Here is a 25,405-nt window from a genome sequence, read left to right as displayed (position 1 = left end):
CCCCGGAGGGCGGGGCCCGCCTCTACACTGGCCGGGGCGGACTCCCGGGCGGAGAGGGGCGGTTGACGGTGCGTAAGGCATGGATCGTAGCGACCGCCGCCGTCGGCGCCGGGGCCGCCTTCATGATGGTCCTCGTCGTCGGCGTGTACCTGGTCGCCGGGAACCTCACCGGCGGGGTCGGCGGCGGTGCCAGGACGCTCGCCAAGGGCGCCGTACCCGCCGCCTATCAGAGCATCGTGGCGAAGTGGGGCAACCTCTGCTCCGCCATCAACCCCGCGCTGCTCGCCGCCCAGCTGTACCAGGAGAGCGGCTTCAACCCGAGGGCGCAGAGCGGGGCGGCCGCACAGGGGATAGCTCAGTTCATCCCGGGCACCTGGGCCACGCACGGCATCGACGGCGACGGCGACGGCGACCGTGACGTCTGGGACCCGAATGACGCGATTCCATCGGCCGCGTCGTACGACTGCCAGCTCGCCTCGTACGTCAAGGACGTCCCCGGGGACGCCACCAAGAACATGCTCGCCGCCTACAACGCGGGGGCGTACGCGGTCATCAAGTACGGGGGCGTACCGCCGTACCGGGAGACCCAGAACTACGTGAAGACGATCACGACCCTGGAGGAGTCCTTCGCGGCTCCGGTGAGCCGGGTCGACCCCTCCGAGCAGGCGGCGGGAGCCATCTACTTCGCCCAGAAGAAGCTCGGCACGCCCTATCTGTGGGGCGGGAACGGCACCGCTGACCAGGGCGGACGGTTCGACTGCTCCGGTCTGACCAAGGCCGCCTACGAAAGCGTCGGGATCACCCTGCCGCGAGTGGCCAACGACCAGTACAACGCCGGCCCGCACCCCGCGCGGGACGAACTGCTCCCCGGCGATCTGGTGTTCTTCTCGCCCGACCCCACCAACTCCCGGGCCATCGACCACGTGGGCATCTACGTCGGCGGCGGGTACATGATCGACGCCCCGTTCACGGGGGCCGTCATCCGCTTCGACCCCATCGACACCCGCAAGTACTTCGGTGCCACACGCGTGACCGAAGATGGCGCGAAAGCGCTCCCCACGACCGTCTGAGCCGGACCGCCACCCACCCCCTGAGCTGCGATGATGTATCTCTCTTCGATAACGTCTGCGTGATCATTCAGTGGAGAGTGGAACGTATCAAGAGGGGCCGTGCGTTCCTGTTGGTACGGGCGCACGCGAGCGCGCCGTGCAAGACCGTGACGAAGGGGCCGCAGCACCATGGCTGGACTCGCCGATTCCGGGTCGAACCCTGACGTCGACCTGCTCTATGACATCAACGGCCTCGCGAAGGACGCCCCGCACTGGCTGGACCGGGTCGTCGAGTTCGTTGGCGAGTACGGCCTGCTGTTCGCCATGATCCTGCTGATCATGTGGTGCTGGTGGACCGTGCGCAGACGGCCCGGCAGTGCCGAGGAGGCCGCGTCCTCCGTCGCCGCGCTCGTGTGGGCCCCGCTCGCCGCCGCCGTCGCCGTGCTCGTCAACGTGCCGATACGCGGGTTCGTGGAGCGGCCCCGGCCCTTCCTCGACCACCAGGGGCTCGAGGTCCTGGTCGCCGGCAAGACCGACTACTCCTTCGTCAGCGACCACGCCACCATCACCATGGCCATGGCGGTCGGCCTGTTCGTCGCCAACCGGAAGTTCGGGCTCGTGGGGCTCGGGATAGCCCTGCTCGAAGGGTTCTGCCGGATCTACATGGGCGTGCACTACCCGACCGACGTCGTCGGCGGCTTCGCGCTCGGCACCGCCGTCGCCCTGCTCCTGTCGCCCCTCGCCTCGCTGCTGCTCACCCCGCTGCTGAAGGCCGTCGAGCGGTCGCCCCGGCTCGGCTGGGCCGTGCGCAGCCGGGCCGCCCGGGCCGGCGCCCGGGACGCGGTGATCCCGGGGGCGCGCAGCGGGGCGGCCGACAAAGAGCGTGACCTCGCCGCGTAGGGCGGGCCGTTGAGGCTCAGAGCGGGCCGTCGTTGAGGCTCAGAGCGCCTGCGGGTAGCTGAAGAAGCCCTTCGGGTCGTACTGCTTCTTCAGCTGGGTCAGGCGCGGCAGCGCGTCGCCGTAGTAGGCCTTCCGCCAGTTCGTCAGCGTCGGGTCCGCGTAGTTCTGGTAGGCGGCGCCCGACGCGTACGGGCCCATCGCCTTGTGCGCCTCGGTCAGCCACGACTGGGCGGTCGTACCCGCCGAACCCGCCCCCCAGGACGCGATGTACTGGGCCAGCATGAGGGAGCGGCGGTGGACGAAGGCGGTGGCCGTGGGGGAGACCCGGTTGACCGCTCCGCCGAGCGCGGTGAGCGCGATGCTGCCCGCGCCGCCGCGTACCGCCGTCATCTGCCGGAGCAGGGTCTGGATGCCCGCCGTCGACAGGGAGCGGTCGAAGAAGTCCGAGCGGGCCGCGTACGTCTCCCGGCCCAGCTTGCCCTGCGGGGAGCGGCCCGGCGTCGAGCCCGGCAGGTGGCACTGGGCGTCGGCGGAGAAGGACGAGCAGCCGGCGTAGATCTCCATCGCGTCCTCGTACGAGCGGCGGCGCAGGGACACGCTGGACGCCGGGGCGCCCACCCGGTCCGCCAGCCGGTCCACGGCGTTCTGGAGCTGGCCGTAGGTGCCGATACAGAACGCGGCGACCGAGACCGTGGGGGGACGGCCGGGCGAGGCGGACAGGTGCAGCGAGGACCAGATCTCGTCGGGCTGGGACGGGCCCCACTCCTGCCAGGCCTTCACCACCGCGGCCGCCTTCGCCCAGGGCCAGGTGAGATAGCCGGTCACCGCCTGGGGCGCGGGGTGGGTCTTGAAGTGGAGTTCCGTGACGATGCCGAAGTTGCCGTTGCCCGCGCCGCGCAGCGCCCAGAACAGGTCCTTGTTCCGGGTGGCGTCGGCGACGAACTGCTTGCCGTCCGCCGTGACGATCGTGGCCTGGGTGAGGCTGTCGCAGGTCAGGCCGTAGGCGCGGGAGACCACGCCGTGGCCGCCGCCGAGGACGAGGCCCGAGACGCCGACCGTGGGGCAGGAGCCCGCCGGGATCGTGACCCCCTTCGCGGCGAGCGCGCGGTAGACGTCGATCAGCTTGGCGCCGGCGCCCACCACGGCCGAGCCCGCGCTCGCCCGGACCCGGTTCAGCTTCGACACGTCGACGATCAGCCGGCCGTCGCCGGAGGACCAACCGCCGTAGGAGTGGCCGCCGTTGCGGATCGAGACCTTCGTCCGGTGGGCGCGGGCGTACGCCAGGACCGTGCGGATGTCGTCGGTGTGGGCGACGTAGGCCACCGCGGCCGGCTTGAGGTTGTCGAAACGGGTGTTGTACAGCTGCCGGGCCGTGGTCCAGGAGGCGTCGCCGGGGCGGACCAGCGTGCCGTCCAGGTCGCGGGCGAGGGCCGACCAGTTGGCGGGCGCGGAGACACTGGTCGTGGTGAGGGTCGGGCCACCGGTGCTGTCCGTGGTGCCTCCCGCGCCGGCGCCGGCCTTGCAGCCGGCCGTGGTGACCGCCGCGAGTGCGGCCGTACCGCCCGCGATGAACGTACGCCGTTCCATGTTCTGCGCCTTCCCTCGGCCTGTCGGCATCTCTCGGCCGGTCGGCACTGCTCGGCCGGTCGGCCTTCCTGAGCCGGTCGGCGTTCGCGGCCGGTCGGCTTCATGGAGCGAGACGGGCGCCCGCCGGGACGGGTTCCGGCGGGCCTCGGCGGTGACGGAACGGTGACGTCAGCCGCGCGCGTGCCCCTCCGCGTCGGTTCTCGCCATACTGCGGGCCCTGCGGGCCGGACCACGCCAGCCGCAGGTGCAGCGGGCCACACAGAAGCGACCCTGTTCGACGGTCCTGGTGAGATGTTCCCCGTCGGTGCGGGGAGGGGCCGAGCCGTCCTGCTGCGTCACGACGACAACGTTACCCAGTCCCGGCAAAGAACCCGTATGGCGGTGCCCTTGGCCGGGTGAAGGCCCCGTACGGCGGCCGCGGGGCGTCCGGTGCGCGTGACGGGGGGCGCCTGCCCGTCGTTAACCGGAACGACAGGGGGCCCTGACGGACGTACCGGTTGAGGTAGGCGGGCGATGGCACAGCGGTGGCGCAGGCGGCGGGGTGCGGTGGTCGTCGCGGGGCTGGTGGCCGGGGTCTGTGCCGGGGCCTGCGGATGCTCCGGCGGCGGTGCCGACGCCGACGACGCACGGGCGGGCGACCCCGTCGCGCTGCTGCACGGGGCCGCCGACACGCTCGTACGGGCGGGCACGTCGAAGGCGCGCACGTCGATGGAGATGGCCACCGGGGGCACCCGCGTCACCATCCGGGGCCAGGGTGTCTACGACTACCGCCGGCAGCTCGGCGAGCTGAAAGTGCTGCTGCCGCAGGATCCGGCCGGGACCAGCGAGCACCGGCCGATCACCGAACTCCTCGCGCCCGGCGCGCTGTTCATGAAGAACCGGGGTGCGGGGGTGCCCGCGGACAAATGGGTGCGGGTCGAGACGGCGACCCTGTCCGACGGCAATCTGGTGACCGGCGGGGTCACCGACCCGTTCGCCGCGGCCGAGGTGCTGCGGGGGACGCGTACGGCGACGTACGTCGGACGGACCGAGCTGGCCGGGACGGCCGTACGGCACTACCGCGGGACGGCGGACCTGACGATGGCGGCGCGAGGCGCCTCGGCGGGTGGCCGGGGATCGCTGCGGGCGGCGGCGCGAGGATTCGCCACGGCGCGGGTGCCGTTCGACGTGTACCTCGACGACGAGGGGCGGATCCGCAAGGTGCGGCACCGGTTCAGCTTCGTCAACGGGAGGCAGGAGGAGGCGGTGGCCGTGGCCTCCACGACCTTGCTCTACGACTTCGGCGCACCGGTCGACGTACGGCTGCCGGCGTCCGGGGACATCTATGCCGGGCGGATCGCGGAGGACTGACGGGAGGGGTGGGGTGGTTCCGGGGCGGAGGCCGGGTGGGGGGTTCGGGAGGTTTTCGGGGGGTTTTTCACGTGGGGGTTCGGGTGAGGGACGGACGGATTCGGTCATGGGGCGGGCACAAGGACTAGCCCGTCCGTGCCATGCGCGCGGTGTATACCGCTCCCTACTCTAGGAAGCCGGTGACGGCAGAGACGAGGTGACGCGCGTGGCTCCGGTCGGCGGTACGGCAGTTCAGGACCACGTGGCCCTCGCCGAGATCGAGCTGTGCGGGGAGCTGATCATCGCGGCCTCGGCGGCCGAGGAGCGGCTCAGCCTGGAAAGCATCGACCAGGTGCTGCGGGTGGGAGAGGAGCGGGCGGCCGGCGAGGCGGCGTCCGACGGCTCCGGATCAGGTACGCAGTAGCCGGCCGATCGCCTTGGTGGCTTCCTCGACCTTCGCGTCGATCTCGTCGCCGCCCTTGAGAGCCGCGTCGGCGACGCAGTGGCGCAGGTGTTCCTCCAGCAGCTGCAAGGCGAAGGACTGGAGTGCCTTGGTGGAGGCGGACACCTGGGTGAGTATGTCGATGCAGTAGGTGTCCTCGTCGACCATGCGCTGAAGGCCGCGGATCTGGCCCTCGATCCGGCGCAGGCGCTTGAGGTGCTCGTCCTTCTGCTTGTGGTAGCCGTGCGTGGTGTGGGTCTCGCCGGTCGGAGCGGCGGGCTCGGTGCGGACGTCCGCGGTGTCGCCGGCGGTCGCGGTGTCGCCGGCGGTCGCGGCTCCGGTGGGGACCGGCTCGGCGGCCTCGGTGACCTCAGTGGTCGTCATCGCGTCCTCCCGTTCCGGACATATACCCCTGCCGGGTATATCGTAACGAACTTTGCGGGTACAGGGCCCTTGAGACCCCTTGAACCGCCCCCGTGCTGATCACTCTGCCTGATGGGCGACACTGGGGGACGGCCCGATAGCCACGGTCGGATGGTGCGCCTAGCATCAACCTGGCCACCAGCTTGACTGAAACCGATGCATTCTGAGGACCTCACGTGCGCTTTCGTCTGACCCCCAGGGAGACGAGCTTCTACGACATGTTCGCCGCATCCGCGGACAACATCGTCACGGGCTCGAAACTCCTGATGGAACTGCTCGGGGCGGACTCGTCCGGCCGGGCCGAGATCGCAGAGCGTATGCGGGCCGCGGAACACGCCGGTGACGATGCCACGCACGCGATCTTCCACCAGTTGAACTCCTCGTTCATCACGCCGTTCGACCGTGAGGACATCTACTCTCTCGCGTCCTCCCTCGACGACATCATGGACTTCATGGAGGAGGCCGTCGACCTGGTCGTCCTCTACAACGTCGAGGAACTGCCCAAGGGCGTCGAGCAGCAGATCGAGGTGCTGTCCCGGGCGGCCGAGCTGACCGCCGAGGCGATGCCGAACCTGCGGACGATGGAGAACCTCACCGAGTACTGGATCGAGGTCAACCGGCTGGAGAACCAGGCCGACCAGATCCACCGCAAGCTGCTGGCGCACCTCTTCAACGGCAAGTACGACGCGATCGAGGTGCTGAAGCTCAAGCAGATCGTGGACGTGCTGGAGGAAGCGGCCGACGCGTTCGAGCACGTGGCGAACACGGTGGAGACCATCGCCGTCAAGGAGTCCTGAACCCTTAATGGACACCCTTGCTCTGGTCGTGACCGTCGGGGTCGCGCTCTTTTTCACGTATACGAACGGTTTCCACGACTCGGCGAACGCGATCGCCACCTCGGTGTCGACACGGGCGCTCACGCCGCGTGCCGCGCTGGCGATGGCGGCGGTGATGAACCTCGCCGGTGCGTTCATGGGGTCCGGGGTCGCCAAGACGGTCAGCGAGGGGCTGATCGAGACGCCCGAGGGGTCGAAGGGGATGGGGATCCTCTTCGCCGCGCTCGTCGGTGCGATCACCTGGAACCTCCTCACCTGGTACTTCGGGCTGCCTTCGTCGTCGTCGCACGCTCTGTTCGGCGGGATGGTGGGGGCCGCGCTGGCGGGCGGTACGACCGTCTACTGGAGCGGCGTCCTGGACAAGGTCGTCATCCCGATGTTCGTGTCGCCGGTCGTGGGCCTGCTCGTCGGCTACCTGGTGATGACCGCGATCATGTGGATGTTCCGGCGGGCCAATCCGCACAAGGCGAAGCGGGGCTTCCGGATCGCGCAGACCGTCTCGGCGGCCGGCATGGCGCTGGGGCACGGTCTTCAGGACGCGCAGAAGACCATGGGCATCGTGGTGATGGCGCTGGTCATCGCCGACGTCGAGGACTACGGGGATCCGATCCCGGTCTGGGTGAAGATCGTCTGTGCGGTGATGCTGTCCGCGGGCACGTACGCCGGCGGGTGGCGGATCATGCGGACGCTCGGGCGGAAGATCATCGAGTTGGATCCGCCGCAGGGGTTCGCGGCGGAGACCACCGGGGCGTCGATCATGTTCACCACGGCGTTCCTGTTCAAGGCGCCGATCTCCACGACGCATGTGATCACGTCGGCGATCATGGGTGTGGGGGCGACGAAGCGGATCAACGCGGTGCGGTGGGGGGTTGCGAAGAACATCGTGCTGGGGTGGTTCATCACGATGCCGGCGGCTGCGGTGGTGGCTGCGGGGGCGTTCTGGGTGGTGAATCTGGCGTTCCTGTAGGGGTCTTGCCCACCCGCCCGCCCGTCTCGGTGGGCCAAGAGGTGGGCGCTTCTCGGGGCTCCGCCCCGGGCCCCGGCGGGGACTGCGTCCCCTGCACCCCCTTTGCCCACCCGCCCGCCCGTCTCGGTCGGCCAAGGGGTGGGCCGTCTCGGGGCTCCGCCCCGGGCCCCGGCGGGGACTGCGTCCCCTGCGCCCCCATTGCCCGCCCGCCCGACTCGGTCGGCCAAGAGGTGGGCCGCCCCGGACTCCGGCCGGGACTGTGCCCCCATCGCCCACCCGCCTGACTCGGTCGGCCAAGCGGTGTCCGGTTCGGGTTGTCGCCGGAGGCATACGCATGCGGGCCCGCCCTCCGATCCGGAGGGCGGGCCCTTTGCGTCCTCGCGGTGGCACCGCCATGCAGCACCGCGAGGGGTCTGTGCGCTCTAGCCGAAGCGGCCCGAGATGTAGTCCTCCGTGGCCTGGACGGACGGGTTGGAGAAGATGCGCTCCGTGTCGTCTATCTCGATCAGCTTGCCGGGCTGGCCGACGGCCGCGAGGTTGAAGAACGCGGTGCGGTCGGAGACACGTGCCGCCTGCTGCATGTTGTGCGTCACGATGACGATCGTGAAGCGCTCCTTCAGCTCGCCGATCAGGTCCTCGATGGCGAGGGTGGAGATCGGGTCGAGGGCCGAGCAGGGCTCGTCCATCAGCAGGACCTTCGGCTCGACCGCGATGGCGCGGGCGATGCACAGGCGCTGCTGCTGGCCGCCCGACAGGCCGGAGCCCGGCTTGTTGAGGCGGTCCTTGACCTCGTTCCAGAGGTTCGCGCCCTTGAGGGACTTCTCCACGACGTCGGACAGCGCGCTCTTCTTGTAGCTGCCGTTGAGGCGCAGGCCCGCCGCCACGTTGTCGAAGATCGACATCGTGGGGAAGGGGTTCGGGCGCTGGAAGACCATGCCGATCTCGCGGCGGACGGACACCGGGTCCACGCCGGTGCCGTACAGGTCCTCGTCGTCGAGCAGCACCTTGCCTTCGACCCGGCCGCCCGACGTCACCTCGTGCATGCGGTTGAGCGTGCGCAGGAACGTCGACTTGCCGCAGCCGGACGGCCCGATGAACGCCGTCACCGAACGCGGCTCGACCGTCATCGAGATGTCCTCGATCGCCTTGTGGGATCCGTAATACGCGGTCAGTCCGCTTACGTCGATTCGCTTGGACATGGCTACTTCTTCACTTCCAGTCTCGGTCGCTGAGGGGCCGCGGTCAGCGACCGGTCTTCGGGGCCTTCCAGCGGGCGATGCCGCGGGCCACCATGTTGAGGATCATCACGAAGGCGATCAGCGTGAGCGAGGCCGCCCAGGCCCGGTCGTACGCCGCCGTCGAACCAGCGCTCTGCGAGTACTGCTGGTAGATGTACAGCGGCAGCGACGCCTGCGCCCCTTCGAAGGGGTTGTTGTTGATGAACGGGTTACCGAAGACCAACAGCAGGACGGGGGCGGTCTCACCCGCGATACGGGCGATCGACAGCATCACACCGGTGATGATTCCGCCGATCGAGGTCGGGACCACCACCTTGAGAATGGTGCGCCACTTCGGGACGCCGAGCGCCAGGCTCGCCTCACGCAGCTCGTTCGGGACGAGCTTCAGCATTTCCTCGGTCGAGCGTACGACCACCGGCATCATCAGGATCGCCAGGGCGAGGGAGCCCGCGAAGCCGAAGGGCTGCATGTCGAACATCAGCATGAGGCTGAGGATGAACAGACCCGCGACGATCGACGGGATGCCCGTCATGACGTCCACGAAGAAGGTGACGGCCTTGGCCAGCCCGCCCCGGCCGTACTCGACCAGGTAGATCGCGGTCAGGATGCCGATCGGGGCGCCGATCAGGGTGGCGAGGCCGACCTGCTCCAGGCTGCCGATGATGGCGTGGTAGATACCGCCGCCCGGCTCGGAGTCGGCGACCACACCCATGGAGTGGGTCAGGAAGTAGACGTCCAGGACCTTGACGCCGCGGGCGATGGTCGTCCAGAGCAGGGAGACCAGCGGGACGACCGCCAGGACGAAGGCGACCCAGACCAGCGAGGTCGCCACACGGTCCTTGGCCTGCCGGCGGCCCTCCACCTTCGCGGCGATGCCGTACGTGCCGAAGACGAAGAGGAGGCCCGCGATCAGGCCCCACTGGACCCGGCTGTCCAGGCCGGCGCCCAGGCCGATGCCGACGGCCGCCACGATCGAGCCGGCCGCGATCGCCCACGGCGACCACTTCGGGAGGCTGGCGCCGCGCAGCGTGCTGGGGCGCTTGTCGGAGACGGTAGCTGCGTGGCTCATGCGTTGGCCCCCGAGTACTCCTTGCGACGGGCGATGATCATGCGTGCCGCGCCGTTGACCAGCAGGGTGATGACGAACAGGACCAGGCCGGAGGCGATGAGCGCGTCACGGCCGAACTCGGTCGCCTCGTTGAACTTGCTGGCGATGTTCTGGGCGAAGGTACCGCCGCCGGGGTTCAGCAGGCTGGCGTGGATGTCGAAGTCGGGGGAGAGGACGGTGGCCACGGCCATCGTCTCGCCGAGCGCGCGGCCGAGGCCGAGCATCGAGGCCGAGATCACGCCGGAGCGGCCGAAGGGGATGACCGCCATGCGGACCACTTCCCAGCGGGTGGCGCCGAGTGCCAGCGCCGCCTCCTCGTGCATCTGCGGGACCTGGCGGAACACCTCGCGGCTGACGTTGGTGATGATCGGCAGGATCATGATCGCCAGGAGGATGCCGACGGTGAGCATCGAGCGCGGGGCGCCCTCGTCCCAGGAGAAGATCCCGGTCCAGCCGAAGAAGTCGTTGAGCCAGCCGAACAGGCCGTCCAGGTACGGCACGAGCACCAGGGCGCCCCACAGGCCGTACACGATGGACGGGACGGCGGCGAGCAGGTCGACCACGTAGGCGACCGGACCGCTCAGCTTGCGCGGGGCGTAATGCGTGATGAACAGCGCGATGGCGACCGCGATCGGGACCGCGATGACCATGGCGATGATCGACGAGACCACCGTGCCGAAGGCCAGGACCGCGATGCCGAACTTCGGCGGGACCAGGCCGGTGTTCCACTCGAAGGTGGTCAGGAAGTTGGCGTCGTCCTTGCTGATGGCGAGGTAGGCGCGGTAGGCCAGGAAGACCGCGATGGCCGCCATGATCACGAGCAGCAGGATGCCCGACCCGCGGGAGAGGCCGAGGAAGATGCGGTCACCCGGGCGGGTGGCGGCGCGGGCCGCGCGCTTCTGCTCGGCCGTCGGGGACGGTGGGACGTTCGTGGGGGGAGGCGCGTCGGCCGCGCCTGTCTTCTTCGTTGATATGTCCATCTGGGTCTCCGGTCTGCGGAGCCGTCTGCGGGAGTGGGCGGCTCGGGCGGGGCCGGCCGTCGACGGCGGCCCCTGGCGGCGGTGCACCGGACGGGTGCGGTCCGGACCGGGTCACCCCGGTGCCGGACCGCACCTTCGGATTAGCTCAGGCCCTCGACGGTGGTGCGGACCTTGGTGATGATGGCGTCGGGGATCGGCGCGTAGTCGATGCCCGACAGGATGCCCTGGCCCTGCTCGCTGGCGATGTAGCGCAGGAACGCCTTGGTGGCGGGCAGCGTGGCGGCCTTGTTGCCCTTGTCGCAGGCGATCTCGTACGTGACCAGGGTGATCGGGTAGGCGCCGTCGGCCTTGGTGGTGTAGTCGAGCTTCAGCGACAGGTCGCTGCCGGTGCCGACGACCTGGGCGGCGGCGACGGCCTTGGTGGCGCCGTCGGAGGAGGCCTTGACCGGGGCGGAGGCGCCGGTGTCGATGGCGACCGTGCCGAGACCGTCCTTGGCGTAGGACAGCTCCATGTAGCCGATGGCGCCGTTGGTCTGCTTGACGCCCTGGGCGACACCGGAGGAGCCGGCCGCGGACTGGCCGCCCTTGGCCTGCCAGGCCTTGCCGCCCTCGTACTTCCAGTTGTCCGGGGTGGCGGCGATCAGGTACTTGGTGAAGTTGTCCGTCGTACCCGACTCGTCGGAGCGGTGGTACGGCTGGATCTTGAGGTCGGGCAGCTTCGCGTCGGGGTTGAGCTTCGCGATGGCCGCGTCGTTCCAGTTGGTGATCTTGCCGTCGAAGATCTTGGCGATCGTCGCGGCGTCGAGGACGAGGTCGTCCACGCCGGAGACGTTGTACGCGACGGCGATCGGGCCGGCCACCATCGGGAGGTCGATGCCCTGGCCGCCGGTGCAGACCGACTTGGAGGCGGTGACCTCTTCGGGCTTCAGCGCGGAGTCGGAACCGGCGAAGGCGACCGTGCCCTGGGTGAACGCGGTGACGCCCGCGCCCGAACCGGAGCCCTTGTAGTTGACCTGGACGCCGTTGCAGGCCTGGGTGAAGTTCTTGACCCAGGCGTCGATCGCGTTCTTCTGCGCGGAGGAGCCGTCGGCGAGGAGCTGGCCCTTGGCGTCGTCACACTTGATGTCACCGGCGGCGGCGGTGGCGGACGAGGTGCTGCCGCCCTCCTTGGAGCCGGTGTCGTCGGAGCCGCACGCCGTGAGGGCCAGGGCGCCGGAGACGGCGAGAGCACCGAGGGTGAGGGCCCGCCGGTTCATGCGCTGAAGCTTCACTTGAGGGAGATCCTTCCAGGAGCCGCCGTCCTGAATTCGGCGGCGTGCGAAAGTCATGGGCGATGTGGACGCTTCTGTCAGGTCGCGTGCCGCACCGTGTAAGGCCGAAATTAGGCAGAACAGGTGAAGGCGCCTACGGGCGTGAATGAACGGCGGGTGAACCACTGGGGAAGCCCCGGTAAGGTCACGGAACGCTTACGCCGAGGACACGGCCCGGTCCCGGAATTCATGTCCGGTGCAGGACCGCCAGCAGGACGTCGACCAGGTACCGGTCCCTGGGCTGGGTGAGACGGGCCTTGGCGGGGGCGGGCGGCAGCCACAGAAGGCGGTCCACCTCGTCGTTCGGGGCGAAGGCGCCGGAGACGGCCTCGGCGGCCCAGTAGCGCACCTGCTTGGGCCGGCCGTTCGCCTCGTACTCCAGCGTGGGCAGCCCGGTCCCGGGCGCCGCCCGGTAGCCGGTCTCCTCGACCACCTCGCGCAGCGCACCGGTGAGAGGGTCCTCGCCCCGCTTGAGCTTGCCCTTGGGGTGCGACCAGTCGTCGTATTTCGGTCGGTGGACCAGGCACACCTCCAGTTGACCGTCAACCGGTGAACGGCGCCACAGGACGCAGCCGGCCGCCTGGACGGGGGTCTCGTTCGGGGAACTCACCTGGGTCTCACCACCTGCGTGACTGCTGGTCTAGGACGGGGTGAAGGTCTGCTTCGGCCAGGAGCGCTGGAAGGCGTAGCGGGCCGCCTCCACCTCGTGGCGCTGGTCCGCGTGCAGCACGCCGAGGGCGTACGCCGTCGCGGGCGCGATGCGGGGGGTACGGGCGGCCTGGGCCGCCGCGGACGCCGCCTCCGACGCGTCGCGGTGCCGGTCCAGGGCCTGGCCGGCGGTGAGCAGACGGACGTCGAGGGGCGTGGCGGGCCCGTGCAGCACCTCGCACGCGTAGCGGTGCAGGCGCAGCAGGAGGCGGGCCTGGTGCCAGGGGGCGTCCTGCGGGTGCGGGGCCGGGTCCGGGGAGAGGCCGTGGACCAGGGCCTCCGCGTTGTACGGGTTGCCCGCGGTGACCAGGGGGAGCGCGGTGACGGAGTCCGCGAGGCGCTCCTCGGCGGCGGTCGCGAAGGGGCGGAGGTCGGTGGTGGGCGCGGCCGGGGTGAGCGGGACCTCGCTGGCGAGGACGGCCACCTTGTCGGCGACGGCGTGGAAGCGGGACGAGCCGAGGGCCTGGAGGGCCGTGGAGTGGGCCCGGGTGCGGGCCAGGGTGAGCTGGCGGTCCAGGAGGGCGCCGGCCTTCGCCGCGCCCACGGTGAGGTTGCCGCGGTCGGGGGCCTGCACCGGGGCGGCGGGGCCGGCTTTCGCCGGGGCGGGGTCGGCCCCGGCGGCACGGCCGCCCACCGCCGCGCCCGCCTGGACGGGGACGACCGCCGCCCCGGACAGCCGGTGCAGCGCCAGCAGCAGCCGCTCCAGCCGGGCCCCGTAGGCGTGTTCCAGGGCCAGCGTGCCGGACAGCCAGGCCAGTTCGGGGCGGATCTGTTCCGACCAGTCGGGGTCGAGCAGCGGACGGAAGGTGTGCAGGCTCCCGCTGATGCGGCGGGCGGTGCGGCGCAGGGCGCGCACCGCGTCGACGGAGTCCTCCGCGCCGCCGGTCGTGCCGCCGGTCTCCCGGTGCAGACGCAGGGCGCGCAGGAAGTCCGTGGCCTGGGACCGGAGGTAGCCCGCGAGGGCGTCTCCGGTGGGCGTGCCTCCCTGCTCACGGGGGTCCCCCCGCTCGGGCGTGGCCGCGAGCGGGGGAGGGGCCGAGAGCTTGGCGGAGGTCCCGGCCGCCGGGTCCGTCAGGTCATGGTGTCGCTGTGCCACGCCGGCGCCTCCGGGCGTCTATGAGCATCTCCTGGATGTTGCGCAGGGGCTGGCCGTCCGCGTCCGTCGCGTGCCGGGTCCACTCACCGTCGGGGCCGAGGTGCCAGGAGGCGGTGGCGTCGGACATGCCGGTCTCCAGCAGCCGGTTCAGGGCTGCCCGGTGGGCCGGGTCGGTGACCCTGACCAGGGCCTCGATACGGCGGTCGAGGTTACGGTGCATCATGTCGGCGCTGCCGATCCACACCTCGGGCTCGCCGCCGTTGCCGAAGCCGAAGACCCGGGAGTGCTCCAGGAAGCGGCCCAGGATCGAGCGGACCTTGACGTTCTCCGACAGGCCGGGCACGCCCGGGCGCACCGCGCAGATGCCGCGCACCCAGACCTCGACCGGCACGCCCGCCTGGGACGCGCGGTAGAGGGAGTCGATCAGCGCCTCGTCGACGATGGAGTTCACCTTGATGCGGACGTACGCGGGACGTCCGGCGCGGTGGTGCTGGATCTCCTTCTCGACGCGCGAGATCAGGCCGTCGCGCAGCGACTTGGGGGCGACCAGGAGCCGGCGGTAGGTCTCGCGGCGGGAGTAGCCGGAGAGCCGGTTGAACAGGTCGGAGAGGTCCGCGCCGACCTGCGGGTCGGCGGTGAGCACGCCGAGGTCCTCGTACAGCCGGGCCGTCTTCGGGTGGTAGTTGCCGGTGCCGACGTGGCAGTACCGGCGGAGCGTCTCGCCCTCCTGGCGGACCACCAGGGACAGCTTGCAGTGGGTCTTCAGGCCGACGAGGCCGTAGACGACATGGCAGCCGGCCTCCTCCAGCTTGCGCGCCCACTTGATGTTGGCGTGTTCGTCGAAGCGGGCCTTGATCTCGACCAGGACGAGGACCTGTTTGCCGGCCTCGGCGGCCTCGATGAGCGCGTCGACTATGGGGGAGTCGCCCGAGGTCCGGTACAGGGTCTGCTTGATGGCGAGGACGTCCGGGTCGGCGGCCGCCTGCTCCAGGAACGCCTGGACGGAGGTGGAGAAGCTGTCGTACGGGTGGTGCAGGAGCACGTCGCGGTTGCGCAGGGCGCCGAAGATGTCGGGGGCGGAGGCGGACTCCACCTCGGCGAGGTCGCGGTGCGTGCCGGCGATGAACTTCTTGTACTTCAGCTCGGGCCGGTCGAGGCCGTGGATGCGGAAGAGACCGGTGAGGTCGAGCGGGCCGGGCAGCGGGTAGACCTCGGCCTCGGAGATCTTCAGCTCGCGCACCAGCAGGTCGAGCACCTCGCGGTCGATGGACTCCTCGACCTCCAGCCGCACCGGCGGCCCGAAGCGGCGCCGCATCAGTTCCTTCTCCAGGGCCTGGAGGAGGTTCTCGGCGTCGTCCTCCTCGACCTCCAGGTCCTCGTTGCGGGTGAGCCGGAAGGCGTGGTGCTCCAGCACCTCCATGCCCGGGAACAGCTCCTCCAGGTGCGCGCCGATGACGTCCTCGATGGGGACGTAGCGGCCCGGGGAGCTCTCCAGGAAGCGGGACAGCAGCGGCGGCACCTTGACGCGCGCGAAGTGCTTGTGGCTGCTGACCGGGTTGCGGACGACGACCGCGAGGTTCAGCGAGAGACCCGAGATGTACGGGAAGGGGTGCGCGGGGTCGACGGCCAGCGGGGTCAGGACCGGGAAGATCTGGTGCCGGAAGAGCGTGAAGAGGCGGGCCTGCTCCTTCTCGGTCAGCTCGTTCCAGCGGACCAGGTGGATGCCCTCCTCCGCGAGCGCGGGGGCGATGTCCTCGTGGTAGGTCGCGGCGTGCCGGGCCATCAGCTCGCGGGAGCGGGCCCAGATCATCTCCAGCACCTCGCGCGGCTGGAGACCGGACGCCGAACGGGTGGCGACCCCGGTGGCGATACGGCGCTTCAGTCCGGCCACCCGGACCATGAAGAACTCGTCCAGGTTGCTCGCGAAGATGGCGAGGAAGTTCGCCCGTTCGAGCAGGGGCGTGTTCGGGTCCTCGGCCAGCTCGAGGACGCGCTCGTTGAACGCCAGCCAGCTGCGCTCCCGATCGAGGAAACGACCCTGCGGAAGCTGCGGCCCGTCGTACGGCGACTCCTCGTACGCGTCGAGGTCGGCGTCGATGTCCGGTTCCAGATCGGACACCGCCGCCGCCACGGTGTGCGGACGGTGCGCGGCTATGGAGCCCACGGAGGGCTGCGTGTGCTGGACCTCGGCGGGGGCGTGTGACTGGCTCATGTACCCATTGTTCCGCGCCGGCAGCGAGACAGGCGCGTCGGAACGTGCGAGCGGGAGCACGGAGGCGTCCCCATCGGGGCGATTCCCCTCGGGGGGCGGTGAGGCCTCGGGCACGGCGGGGTTCATTGATCGAGCGTTGCAAGGTCGTCTGAACCGGTGGTTACGGAGACATGGCGTATGGGATATCGGGCGGCGGCTCGCGGGGGTCGATCTCGTGCGCACGCGTGTCCCTCCCCCCGTCGAGGGACACGCGCGCGTGGATCGGCCGAACAGGGTGGCCTACGGGGGCCCGGGAGCGGGACGGGGCTGATGTGCGGGGTGGGTGGGTCAGCCGCCGGTCGTCGCCGTGCGGCGGGGTGGGTCGGTCAGCCGCCGGTCGTCGCCGTGCGGCGGCGCAGGAGGAGGAACGCGGCGGCCGTGGCGAGGACGGCGACGCCGAGCACGATCCCGGTCTCCACGCACTGGAGCGGCCAGAAATGGGACTCGGGATGGAAGCGCGTGTAGGAGCCGGTGACGCCCAGGTCGTCGAGGCAGCGTGCCGACGAGGTTCCCGCGCGGTCGCAGGACCCGAGGTCGAGGTCCGGGGCCTGCCGCCCGTGGACCAGCACGCCGGACTCCACGTCCCAGGAGCCCTCGGGGGCGGACGGGACGTCCGTCGGGGAGGTGAGGGTCACCGCGGGCCACAGGGACGCCCGGTACCGCGCCAGGAGCAGGGCGAGTCCCAGGACCGCGGCGACGGAGACGCCCAGCGCGGGCAGGGCGCGGCGCAGCAGGAGCCCGGTGAGCGCGCCGACGGCCAGCGCGCACAGGGCGTACGCGACCGCGACCGGGCCGCGGGCCGTGAACGCGTGCCCGGACCACCAGTCGGCGTAGGTCAGGGGGCGGGCGGCGGACCAGGCCCAGCGGAACACCAGGACCTCGGCGGTGAGCCCGAGCGTCACGGCGAGCGCCGGCACGGCCAGCTTGGCGGCGAGCCAGCGGGTGGGGGTGATGCCCTGGGTCCAGGCCAGACGCGCGGTGCCGCTGTCCAGCTCGCGGCCGATCAGCGCGCCGCCCGCGAAGGCGGCCACGGCGACGAAGGCGCCGGCGGTCAGGAGCCCGATCAGGTCGAGCGGCCCGTCGTAGCCGACCATGCCGATGTTCATGTCGCACCAGTCCTGGGCCGCCCAGTCGCAGGCCTCCTGCCGCGCGCGCAGGTCAGGCCCGGTGACCTCGGTGAGCCACACCAGCCCGCCGGCCAGGGCGGCCACGAGGACGCCCCACACGACGAGCGCCGTGCGGTGCACGCGCAGCACGGCGCGTGCGGTGCCCCAGCCGGTCCGGCCCGTCGCGTCCGGTGCGCGGCCCGGTTCGGTCCGGGGGGCGGTCGTGGGGACGGTGGCGGTCATACGGCCTGCTCCTGGGTGGGCTCCTGGGCGGTGCGCTCCCGGGTGGGGCGCGTGGTGGCGGTCGTCCGCTTCAGCAGGGTGAACGTGGCCACCGCGAGTCCGGCGGCCACGGCCAGGACGAGGGCGGTGGTGGCCAGCTGGAGCGCCCAGTAGTGGGACTCGGGGTGGTAGGTGGTGTAGAAGCCGGTGGCGTCGAGCCGGGCGTACACGGCGTCGCAGCCGGAGTAGGACGACACCGGTCCGCAGCCGGGGTCGGCGATGTGCGCGCCGGTGGAGGTGACGAGGCCGGAGTCGACCGTGAGGCCCGAGGCCCGGTACCCCTCCTCCAGGCCGGTGACCTGGGTGACCGCCGGCCACAGGTGCGGCATGGCCAGACCGGCCAGGAACCGTACGCCCGCGGCGAGGCCGAGGGAGAGGATCAGCGCGGGCAGCGTACGGCGCAGCAGCAGGCCCGCGAGGGCGCCGCCGGCCAGACCGGTGAGGGCGAAGGCGACGGTGGTGGGGCCGTTGGCGTGCAGGGTCGGGCTGTCGTACCAGCTCTTGGCGGTGTCGATCCGGCCGTCGCCCGCCGACCACGCCAGACGGTGCAGCGCGACGAGCAGGCCGGTGCCCGCGGCGACGAGGACGGCGGGCACGGCGAGCTTGGTGGCCAGCCAGCGGGCCGGGGACAGGCCCTGGGTCCAGGCGAGGTGCGCGGTGCCCTGCTCCAGCTCGCGGCCGAACAGGGAGGCGCCCGACCAGGCGGCGACGAGGAAGGGGAGCGCGATCAGGGGGACGGTCGTGTAGTTGTACACGGACTTGTAGGTGACGATCGCGTCCTGGTCGTAGGCGCAGGGGCCGGTGTCGGCGCAGGCGCCGTACTGCCGCCAGGCGTCGGCGGCCGCCTCGGTGAGCGGGCCCCACAGCCACACCAGGCCGACGGCGAGGACGGCGACGAGACCGGCCCAGACGTACAGGGCGGGGCGGTGCAGGCGCAGGAGCCAGCGGGGGTCCGGGGGCCGGGGTGCGGCGGCCGCGGCGGGGGTCTCGCGGTGCAGCGTGGGGGCGGTCATGAGGCGGCCTCCTGGGCTGCGCGAGGGGTCGGGGACGGTATGGGTGTCGGGGGCGGTGTCGGTGTCGGGGGTGGGGTGACAGGTGTGGCGGCGGGCGGGCGCGGGGGCCGGGCCGGGGTTTCGGTGGTCATGCCAGGGCCTCCGCGTCGGCCGGGCGTCCCGCGGGTTCCGCGGGTTCCGCGGGGGTGAGGGGGGCCGCCTGCGGGTTGCGCAGATAGGCGAGGACGAGTTCCTCAAGGGACGGCTTCGCGGTGCGCCAGCCGTCGGGGAGCGGGCCCGACGGGCGGACCAGGGCGCTGAGCTGGCGGCCGGTGACCCGGGACTCGACGACGGTGTGCGGGGCGAGGCCGGTGTCGCCGGTGCCCTCCGGGGCCGGCGCGGTCGCGCTCACGCGCGTGTGGGCGTCGAGCAGGTCGTCGATCTCCCCGGCCAGCCGGACCCGGCCGCCGCCGACCAGCAGCAGGTGGTCGCAGGAGTCCTCCAGCTCGGCGACCACGTGCGAGGACATCACGATCGTCGTCCCGTACTGCGCCGCCCGTGCCATCAGGGTGCCCATCAGCTCGTGCCGGGCCAGCGGGTCGAGATCCGCCATCGGCTCGTCGAGGAGCAGCAGTTCGGGCTGCTTGGCGAGGGCCAGGGCGAGGGCGACGCGGGTGCGCTGGCCGCCGGAGAGGGTGCGGATCCGCGCCCCGGGGTCCAGCTCGCCGGCGGAGACGATCCGCTCGGCGGTCTCGGCGTCCCAGCGGCCCGGGTTCAGGTCGGCGCCCATGCGGAGGGTCTCGGCGACGGTGAGCTGCGGGTAGAGGGGCTTGTCCTGGGCGACGTAACCGACACGCGCGCGTGCGGACGCCGGGTCCGTGCCGAGGACGGTGACCGTGCCCTCGGAGGGGGCCAGCAGGCCGGCGGCGAGCGCGAGGAGCGTGGACTTGCCCGCCCCGTTGGGTCCGACGACGGCGCAGACGCGCCCCGCGGGCAGCCGGAACGCGCATCCGCGCAGCGCCCAGGCCCCACGCCGCCCGAAGCGCTTGCCGAGCCCGGATGCGGCCAGGGCGGTGTCGGTCACGGTCATGAGGGGTCTCCCTGAGGGGTCGGGTCGGGGGCCTGCGGATCCGTCGTGGTGGCGGGGGCCGGGCGGCCGGCCGTGGTGGCCGGGGCCGGTTGGTCCGCGGTGGTGGCCGTGGCCGGCCGGTCCGCCGTGGTGGAGAAGTGTTCGTCGAGTACGGCGGTGAAGAGCGCGGCCACGTCCTCGCGGTCCAGCCCGGCCTCGTGGGCCCGGACCGCCCAGGCGCCCAGTTCGCTGCGCAGGGGCGAGTCGGCCGGGGCGGTGCTCAGTCCGCGCCGTACGAAGGTGCCGAGCCCGCGCCGGGCCTCCACCAGCCCGTCGCGCTCCAGCTCGCGGTACGCCTTCAGCACGGTGTTGGGGTTGATGGCGGTCGCCTCGACGACCTCGCGGGCCGTGGGCAGCTTGTCCCCGGGCCGCAGTACGCCCAGGCGCAGGGCCTGCTTGGTCTGCTGGACGATCTGGACGTAGGTGGCCACACCGCTGTGCCGGTCGATGCGGTATTCGACCATCGGGCACCACCCTTTCACTAATTGAGTAGTGAAAGGGTGGTGGAAGGGGGGTGGGAAAGTCAAGATCGGGGCCAGGGGCGAGGGCGAGGGCGAGGGGGGCGGGGGTCAGGGGCCAGTGGCCGGGGCTCGGGGCTCGGGGCTCGGGGGCCGGAGGCCGGCGGCGCGGGACGTGCCTGCGCGGGTCCGAAAAAATCGTGCGGCGGATCGTGAACCGATCGGCGAGGTCGTTCCGATGAGGGGATGTGAGCGAAACGAGAAGCGACGGGGAGCTGCTGCGGGCCATCGCGGCGGACGCGGACCGTCACGCCTTCGAGGAGCTGTACCGGCGGTACGCACCTTGGCTGACCGCGCGCATGCGCGGCCGCTGTGCCGACGCCGGGATAGTCGACGACGTCGTGCAGGAGACGTTCCTCGCGGTGTGGCGGGGCACCGCCCGCTACCGCGAGGAGGGCGACGTGGCCGGCTGGCTGTGGCGCATCGGCGCGCGGCGGCTGGTCGACGCCCTGCGGGGCGCCGGCGCGCGCGGCCGGCTGCGCCAGACCCTCGCGCGGCTGCGCCACCGGGACGAGGTGTCGGCGGAGGAGCGCGTGCTCGCGGGGGTGGAGCACGGGGACCTCGCCGGGGCCCTCACCCGTCTCTCGCCGGAGTTGCGGGCCGTCCTCCAGGCGACCGTCATCGACGGGCTCAGCACACGGGAAGCGGCCGTTCTGCTCGGCATCCCGGCCGGCACGGTCAAGACGCGGGCCCAACGCGCCCGCAAGCAGCTGCGGGAGGCGCTGGCATGAGGCGGTACGCGAGACGAGGCGGTCTGCGCGAGCACACCGCGCATCGGCGGGGGAACGGAAGCGGTCCGCGCACCGGCGCGGGCGTCGAGCGGTCGAAGGAGGCACTGGCATGACGTGGCACGTGGCCGAAGAGGACCTGCGCGCCTACGCGCACGGCGCGTTGACGCCGCCCCTGCTGTGGTCCGCCGACACCCACCTCGCCCAGTGCGCGCGGTGCCGGGAGCAGCTCGCGCGGAGCACCGATCCGGTCGTCCTGGACGCCGGCTGGGAGCGGCTGGACGCCGCGCTGGACGCGCCCCGGCCGAGCCTGTCGGAGCGGCTGCTGGTGCGGTTCGGCGTGGCCGACCACACCGCGCGGCTGCTGACCGCGACGCCGGTGCTGCGCCGCTCCTGGCTGCTGGCGGTGCTGTTCCTGCTGGTCACCACCGTGCTGGTGGTGCGCCTGGCGGACCAGCCCGCGCTGTTCCTCGCGCTCGCCCCGATGCTCCCGCTGGCCGGCGTCGCTCTGTCCTACGGTCCCTCCCTGGACCCGACGTACGAGATGGCCGTCGTCGCCCCGCTGCACGGCTTCCGCCTGTTGATGATCCGCACGGTCGCGGTGCTCGGCGCCGGTCTGGTCCTCAACGGCCTGGCGACGCTCGCCCTGCCGGGGTACGGCCTGCTGGCCCTGGCCTGGCTGCTGCCCGCCCTCGCCCTCACCGCCACGGGCCTCGCACTGTCCGCCCGGCTGGGCCCGGTCCTCGCCCCCACGGCGGTGGGCGGCGCCTGGCTGACGCTGCTGGCCGTGGCGTACGAGAGGCCCCACGAGACACTCGCCCCCTTCACGGCGGCCGGACAGTCGGGCGCGGCGGTGGTCGCGCTAATCGGCGCCCTGCTGCTGTACCGGTCCAGGGACCGCTTCGACGCACGCCCCCTGGGCGGCTTCCAGGGCGGAGGCGTGTGATGACACCGCCTTCCGACCCCAGCCCCGCCCTCGACCGGACTTCCAGGAGCTCCGCATGACTCCCGTGCCCCCCGTCGGCCCCGCCACCGTGACGGCCACCGACCTCTCCCTGCGCTTCGGCGGCACCCGTGCCCTCGACGGCGTCTCGCTGCGGCTGTCCCGAGGCGTGACCGGGCTGCTGGGCCCCAACGGCGCCGGAAAGACCACCCTGTTGCGGGTGCTGGCCACGGCCGTGCCGCCGGACGGCGGGCAGTTCACGGCCCTCGGGCACGACCCGCGGACGTCCTCGGGCCGCCTGGGGCTGCGCCGCACGCTCGGCTATCTGCCTCAGACTCCCGGATTCCACCAGGACTTCACGGCTTTCGACTTCGTCGACTACGTGGCGATCCTCAAGGAACTGTCCGACCGCACCGCCCGGCACAGCGAGGTGCGGCGCGTCCTGGACGCCGTGGATCTCTCGGACGTGCGCGGCAAGCGCCTCAAGCGGCTGTCCGGGGGAATGCGGCAGCGCGTCGCCCTGGCCGCCGCCCTCGTCGGCGACCCCGGCTTCCTCGTACTGGACGAGCCGACCGTCGGCCTCGACCCCGAGCAGCGGATGCGCTTCCGTGAGCTGATCGCCCAGGCGGGCGAGGGACGCACGGTCCTGCTCTCCACCCACCAGACGGAGGACGTGGCGATGCTCTGCCACCGTGTCGTGGTCCTGGCCGGCGGCCGGGTCCGCTTCGAGGGCACCCCCGCCGAGCTGACCGCCCGCGCGGCCGGCCGTGTGTGGAGCAGCGCGGAACGCGCCCCGCACGCTCTGGCCGGCTGGCGCACCGGCGTCGGCACCTTCCGCAACATCGGCGACCCGCCGGATGGCGCCGACCTCCTCGACCCCACCCTGGAGGACGGCTATCTGCTGGCCCTCGACGGCGAGTCCGCGGAGGTGACGGCATGAGCAGCGCCACGGCCACCCCGCTCGCCGCCCCGGCCCCCACGCCCCCCGAGCCCCCGCGCGATCCGCGCCGCACCGGAGCCGTCCTCGCCCTCGCCCGCTTCGAGGCCCGCGAACTGTTCCTCCAGGCGCCGATCCTGCTCGTGTTCGCCCTCTACGCCCTGCTGGTCTTCATGCGGCTGGCGCAGGCGGACGGCATGAACGACTTCCCCGTCCTCAACACCGTCGACCGCCGCACCGAGACGCTCCCGCTGCTGGTCGCCGTCGCCGTGCTGATCTGCGCCAACTCGGCAGCGCTGCGCTCGCGGAAGAACGGCACGGTCGAGCAGCTCGGTGTGCTGCCGATGGAGCCCTGGAGGCGCACCGCCGCGCACCTGCTCTCCGTGGTCCCGTTCGTGGCGCTCACCGCGCTGGTCGTCACGGTCGAGTACCTCTGGGAGGCGCTGAAGCCCGGCGCGATCGGCCACGGCTCCTTCGGTGAACTGGCCGTCGGCCCGCTGCTCGTGCTGCTGGCCGGGATCCTGGGAGTGCTGCTGGCCCGTGTGCTGCCGTCCTCGTTCGCGCCCATAGTGTTCACGATCGTCGCGTACCTGGGCGTCGTCCTCACGTCGGCGATCGCGGACGCGGGCGGCTGGGCGGGCTGGCTCTCCCCGCTCGTCTTCTCCCCCGACACGGGGGGCGACCCGGTCCCCTCCGACCTGCTGGGCCGCCCCGCGAACTGGCACGCGCTGTACGTGGTGGGTCTGTGCGCGCTCCTGGCCTGCGCGGCCCTGCTCCTCTCCGGCGGCCGCACCCGAGCCGTCAGGACGGCGACCGGCCTCGCCCTCGCGGCCACCGTGGCCGGTGCGATCGGCCAGCTCCCGCGTGACGCGAACGCGCTGGAGGCGGCCCGCAGGACGGCGACCGAGACCCCGCAGAAGGTCCAGACGTGCACCACGTACGGCAGGTCGACGTACTGCTCCTTCCCCGAGTGGGAGGGCGTGCGGTCCGAGTGGGCCGAGGTCGTCGACCGTGTGCAGTCGGCGGCCGGCGGCTCGGCGGCGCAGACCCGTCTGACGGTCCGCCAGCGCATCGACGCCACCGACGGGGTGGAGGCGGACAGCGTCCTGCCCGCCTCCACCACCCCCGGCATGGTGACGGTCGGCACCCGCTGGGGCGGCAACCGCGTCCCCGAGTTCGCGGTCGGCGCCGCCTCGACCCTGGTGGTCGGCACCGAGGCCGTGACCGTCGAGGGGATGTGCGACGCCCGCGCGGTGACGATCATGTGGCTGGTCCTGGGCAGCGACCCCGCCCCGCTGGACACCTTCCAGCACGTGCGGCTGGACGACAGCATCAGCGGCTCCGCCTACGTTCTCGCCCCGACGGACGGGCTGAGCCTGACGGCCATGCAGACGACGGTGATCCGGGAACTGCTGGACCGCCCCCGCGCCGAGATGACGGCCCGGGTGAAGTCCCACTGGACGGAACTGACCTCCAAGAGCACCACGACGGCTCAGGCCGCGCGGCTGCTGGGTGTCGAGGTGCCGAAGGAGGCGGAGAAGTGCGACGACTAGCGGACACGGACACGGACACGGACACGGTGACGGAAGCGGAGACGGGGGGAGCCCAGGTCGGCCTGCTGCGTTCGTTGGTGCCGGCGGTGTGGCGCACCGTGCCCTGGCGGGCACCGGCGGCCGCCGGCGCGCTCGGCCTGCTGATCGCGGGCGGCACCCGGCTCCCGGACGACGCCCCGGGCGCCGGCCTGGGCCTGCTCGTGCTGCGCGTCACCGCGCTGGCCGGGGCGGTCGGCCTGGCCTTCCTGCTCGACGACCCCGCCCGCAACACCAGCGCGGCGACCCCGGTCGGCCGTGCGGTCCGGGCCGGCCTGCGGATGGCCTTCATGGTGCCGCTCGCCGTGCTGTGGTGGACGGCGGTCGTGCTGCTGCTCCCCGCGGCGACCCGCCCCGACCTGGCGCCGGTCACCCTCCAGGCGGCCGGGACGGCCGTCGGCGCGCTCACCCTCGCCACGGCCGCCGTCCGTTTCACGGACCGCGCGGAGGTGGGGCGGCGCACGGTGGTCCGGCTGGCCACCGTGGCCGTGCTGATGATCCTCGTCCCCAGCCGCTGGGGCCTGCTGGCCACCCCGGACGACCCCTGGTGGGAAGCGACCCAGGTGAGATGGGCGGTGGTCCTGGGCGTGACGCTGACGATGTGCGCCGTGTGGACCCCGGAGCCCCTCGAACGGCGCCGGCTGATACCCACGCGGGGCGCCGGCTGATCCCTACGGGGCGTCGGATGATCCCCGCACGGACGCCGGCTGATCCCCGCACGGGCCGTCGGCCGATACCGACGCGGACGGGCTGACGTCCACCACGCCGGCGGGGGATCCACTGGCCGGCGGGCGAGGGCGCGCCTCTCGGTCGAGCCCACCGGCGGGCGAGGGCGCGCCACTCGGTCGAGCTCACCGGCGGGCGAGGGCTCACCTCTCGGTCCAGCTCACCTCCGGTTCCGGTTCACTTCACGCCCCGGTCCGGCTCCCGTCCCAGCTCCTGCCCCGCGTCCGGCTG

Annotated in this window: 24 protein-coding genes; 11 read left to right on the top strand and 13 right to left on the bottom strand. The window is 72.2% G+C overall.

Annotated features, from left to right (window positions below; all coding sequences use genetic code 11):
• Positions 1-62: 62 nt before the first annotated feature.
• Both IE275_RS37555 and IE275_RS37550 read left to right on the top strand, forming a co-directional pair.
• The gene (locus IE275_RS37555; protein WP_308435752.1) at positions 63-1,070 is read left to right on the top strand and encodes a C40 family peptidase; all 1,008 of its coding nucleotides are present in this window, start codon (positions 63-65) and stop codon (positions 1,068-1,070) included.
• A gap of 168 nt (positions 1,071-1,238) precedes the next feature.
• Positions 1,239-1,949 (top strand): phosphatase PAP2 family protein, encoded by a 711-nt coding sequence (locus IE275_RS37550; RefSeq protein ID WP_189717146.1) that lies wholly within the window; start codon positions 1,239-1,241, stop codon positions 1,947-1,949.
• Positions 1,950-1,988: 39 nt separating this feature from the next.
• Here the strand turns inward: IE275_RS37550 and IE275_RS37545 are convergent, their stop codons facing one another.
• A complete protein-coding gene (locus tag IE275_RS37545) occupies positions 1,989-3,536 on the bottom strand; it encodes an FAD-binding oxidoreductase (RefSeq protein ID WP_189717145.1) in 1,548 nt (515 codons plus the stop codon).
• 513 nt (positions 3,537-4,049) lie between these two features.
• Here IE275_RS37545 and IE275_RS37540 point away from each other — a divergent pair.
• Entirely contained in the window at positions 4,050-4,886 is an 837-nt protein-coding gene (locus IE275_RS37540) for an SCO4651 family lipoprotein (protein WP_189717144.1), read from the top strand.
• 196 nt (positions 4,887-5,082) lie between these two features.
• Positions 5,083-5,289, top strand: a complete 207-nt coding sequence (locus tag IE275_RS37535) for a hypothetical protein (RefSeq protein ID WP_189717143.1) — start codon at positions 5,083-5,085, stop codon at positions 5,287-5,289.
• On the opposite strand, the gene IE275_RS37530 is transcribed toward IE275_RS37535, so the two are convergent.
• A complete protein-coding gene (locus IE275_RS37530; RefSeq protein ID WP_189717142.1) occupies positions 5,275-5,691 on the bottom strand; it encodes a metal-sensitive transcriptional regulator in 417 nt (138 codons plus the stop codon). The genes IE275_RS37535 and IE275_RS37530 overlap by 15 nt on opposite strands.
• A 215-nt stretch (positions 5,692-5,906) precedes the next feature.
• On the opposite strand from IE275_RS37530, the gene IE275_RS37525 reads away from it, so the two are divergent.
• Both IE275_RS37525 and IE275_RS37520 read left to right on the top strand, forming a co-directional pair.
• On the top strand, positions 5,907-6,527 hold the full coding sequence (locus IE275_RS37525; RefSeq protein WP_189717141.1) for a DUF47 domain-containing protein: 621 nt from the start codon (positions 5,907-5,909) through the stop codon (positions 6,525-6,527).
• A gap of 7 nt (positions 6,528-6,534) precedes the next feature.
• Positions 6,535-7,533, top strand: coding sequence for an inorganic phosphate transporter (locus tag IE275_RS37520; protein WP_189717140.1), 999 nt, complete (start codon positions 6,535-6,537; stop codon positions 7,531-7,533).
• Positions 7,534-7,955: 422 nt separating this feature from the next.
• On the opposite strand, the gene pstB is transcribed toward IE275_RS37520, so the two are convergent.
• From pstB to IE275_RS37465, 11 genes are all read right to left on the bottom strand, one after another.
• Positions 7,956-8,732: a phosphate ABC transporter ATP-binding protein PstB gene (gene pstB / locus IE275_RS37515; protein WP_189717139.1), complete on the bottom strand. Its 777-nt coding sequence runs from the start codon at positions 8,730-8,732 to the stop codon at positions 7,956-7,958.
• Positions 8,733-8,775: 43 nt separating this feature from the next.
• Positions 8,776-9,840, bottom strand: a complete 1,065-nt coding sequence (gene pstA, locus IE275_RS37510; RefSeq protein ID WP_189717138.1) for a phosphate ABC transporter permease PstA — start codon at positions 9,838-9,840, stop codon at positions 8,776-8,778.
• On the bottom strand, positions 9,837-10,859 hold the full coding sequence (gene pstC / locus IE275_RS37505) for a phosphate ABC transporter permease subunit PstC (RefSeq protein ID WP_189717137.1): 1,023 nt from the start codon (positions 10,857-10,859) through the stop codon (positions 9,837-9,839). Before pstC ends, pstA begins: the two co-directional genes overlap by 4 nt.
• A 140-nt stretch (positions 10,860-10,999) precedes the next feature.
• Positions 11,000-12,130, bottom strand: a complete 1,131-nt coding sequence (pstS, locus tag IE275_RS37500) for a phosphate ABC transporter substrate-binding protein PstS (RefSeq protein ID WP_189717136.1) — start codon at positions 12,128-12,130, stop codon at positions 11,000-11,002.
• Positions 12,131-12,356: 226 nt separating this feature from the next.
• Entirely contained in the window at positions 12,357-12,779 is a 423-nt protein-coding gene (locus IE275_RS37495; RefSeq protein ID WP_189717135.1) for an NUDIX hydrolase, read from the bottom strand.
• Positions 12,780-12,809: 30 nt separating this feature from the next.
• Positions 12,810-13,973, bottom strand: a complete 1,164-nt coding sequence (locus IE275_RS37490) for a CHAD domain-containing protein (protein WP_189717134.1) — start codon at positions 13,971-13,973, stop codon at positions 12,810-12,812.
• A complete protein-coding gene (locus IE275_RS37485) occupies positions 13,954-16,185 on the bottom strand; it encodes an RNA degradosome polyphosphate kinase (RefSeq protein WP_189717133.1) in 2,232 nt (743 codons plus the stop codon). Before IE275_RS37485 ends, IE275_RS37490 begins: the two co-directional genes overlap by 20 nt.
• 365 nt (positions 16,186-16,550) lie before the next feature.
• A complete protein-coding gene (locus IE275_RS37480; protein WP_189717132.1) occupies positions 16,551-17,573 on the bottom strand; it encodes an ABC-2 membrane transporter-related protein in 1,023 nt (340 codons plus the stop codon).
• Positions 17,570-18,625, bottom strand: coding sequence for an ABC-2 membrane transporter-related protein (locus IE275_RS37475; RefSeq protein WP_189717131.1), 1,056 nt, complete (start codon positions 18,623-18,625; stop codon positions 17,570-17,572). Before IE275_RS37475 ends, IE275_RS37480 begins: the two co-directional genes overlap by 4 nt.
• Positions 18,626-18,752: 127 nt before the next feature.
• Positions 18,753-19,688 carry an ABC transporter ATP-binding protein gene (locus IE275_RS37470; protein WP_189717168.1) on the bottom strand — a complete coding sequence of 312 codons (936 nt, stop codon included), beginning with the start codon at positions 19,686-19,688 and terminating at the stop codon, positions 18,753-18,755.
• 2 nt (positions 19,689-19,690) lie between these two features.
• Positions 19,691-20,197 carry a GntR family transcriptional regulator gene (locus IE275_RS37465; protein WP_189717130.1) on the bottom strand — a complete coding sequence of 169 codons (507 nt, stop codon included), beginning with the start codon at positions 20,195-20,197 and terminating at the stop codon, positions 19,691-19,693.
• A gap of 242 nt (positions 20,198-20,439) precedes the next feature.
• Here IE275_RS37465 and IE275_RS37460 point away from each other — a divergent pair, with 242 nt between their 5' ends.
• From IE275_RS37460 to IE275_RS37440, 5 genes are all read left to right on the top strand, one after another.
• Positions 20,440-20,982, top strand: coding sequence for an RNA polymerase sigma factor (locus tag IE275_RS37460; protein ID WP_189717129.1), 543 nt, complete (start codon positions 20,440-20,442; stop codon positions 20,980-20,982).
• 109 nt (positions 20,983-21,091) lie between these two features.
• Entirely contained in the window at positions 21,092-21,925 is an 834-nt protein-coding gene (locus IE275_RS37455) for a cupin domain-containing protein (RefSeq protein ID WP_189717128.1), read from the top strand.
• A 55-nt stretch (positions 21,926-21,980) separates the two neighbouring features.
• Entirely contained in the window at positions 21,981-22,862 is an 882-nt protein-coding gene (locus tag IE275_RS37450) for an ABC transporter ATP-binding protein (RefSeq protein WP_189717127.1), read from the top strand.
• Complete coding sequence (locus IE275_RS37445) at positions 22,859-24,412, top strand: ABC transporter permease (protein WP_189717126.1); 1,554 nt, start codon at positions 22,859-22,861, stop codon at positions 24,410-24,412. The genes IE275_RS37450 and IE275_RS37445 overlap by 4 nt, the downstream gene beginning before the upstream one ends.
• Positions 24,400-25,116, top strand: a complete 717-nt coding sequence (locus IE275_RS37440; protein WP_189717125.1) for an ABC transporter — start codon at positions 24,400-24,402, stop codon at positions 25,114-25,116. The genes IE275_RS37445 and IE275_RS37440 overlap by 13 nt, the downstream gene beginning before the upstream one ends.
• The last annotated feature ends 289 nt before the right edge of the window (positions 25,117-25,405 follow it).

Source organism: Streptomyces phaeofaciens, from assembly GCF_014648915.1.
GTDB lineage: Bacteria > Actinomycetota > Actinomycetes > Streptomycetales > Streptomycetaceae > Streptomyces > Streptomyces phaeofaciens.
The sequence above is the reverse complement of the archived record's forward strand: the minus strand, read 5'-3'. Positions and strand labels throughout refer to the sequence as shown.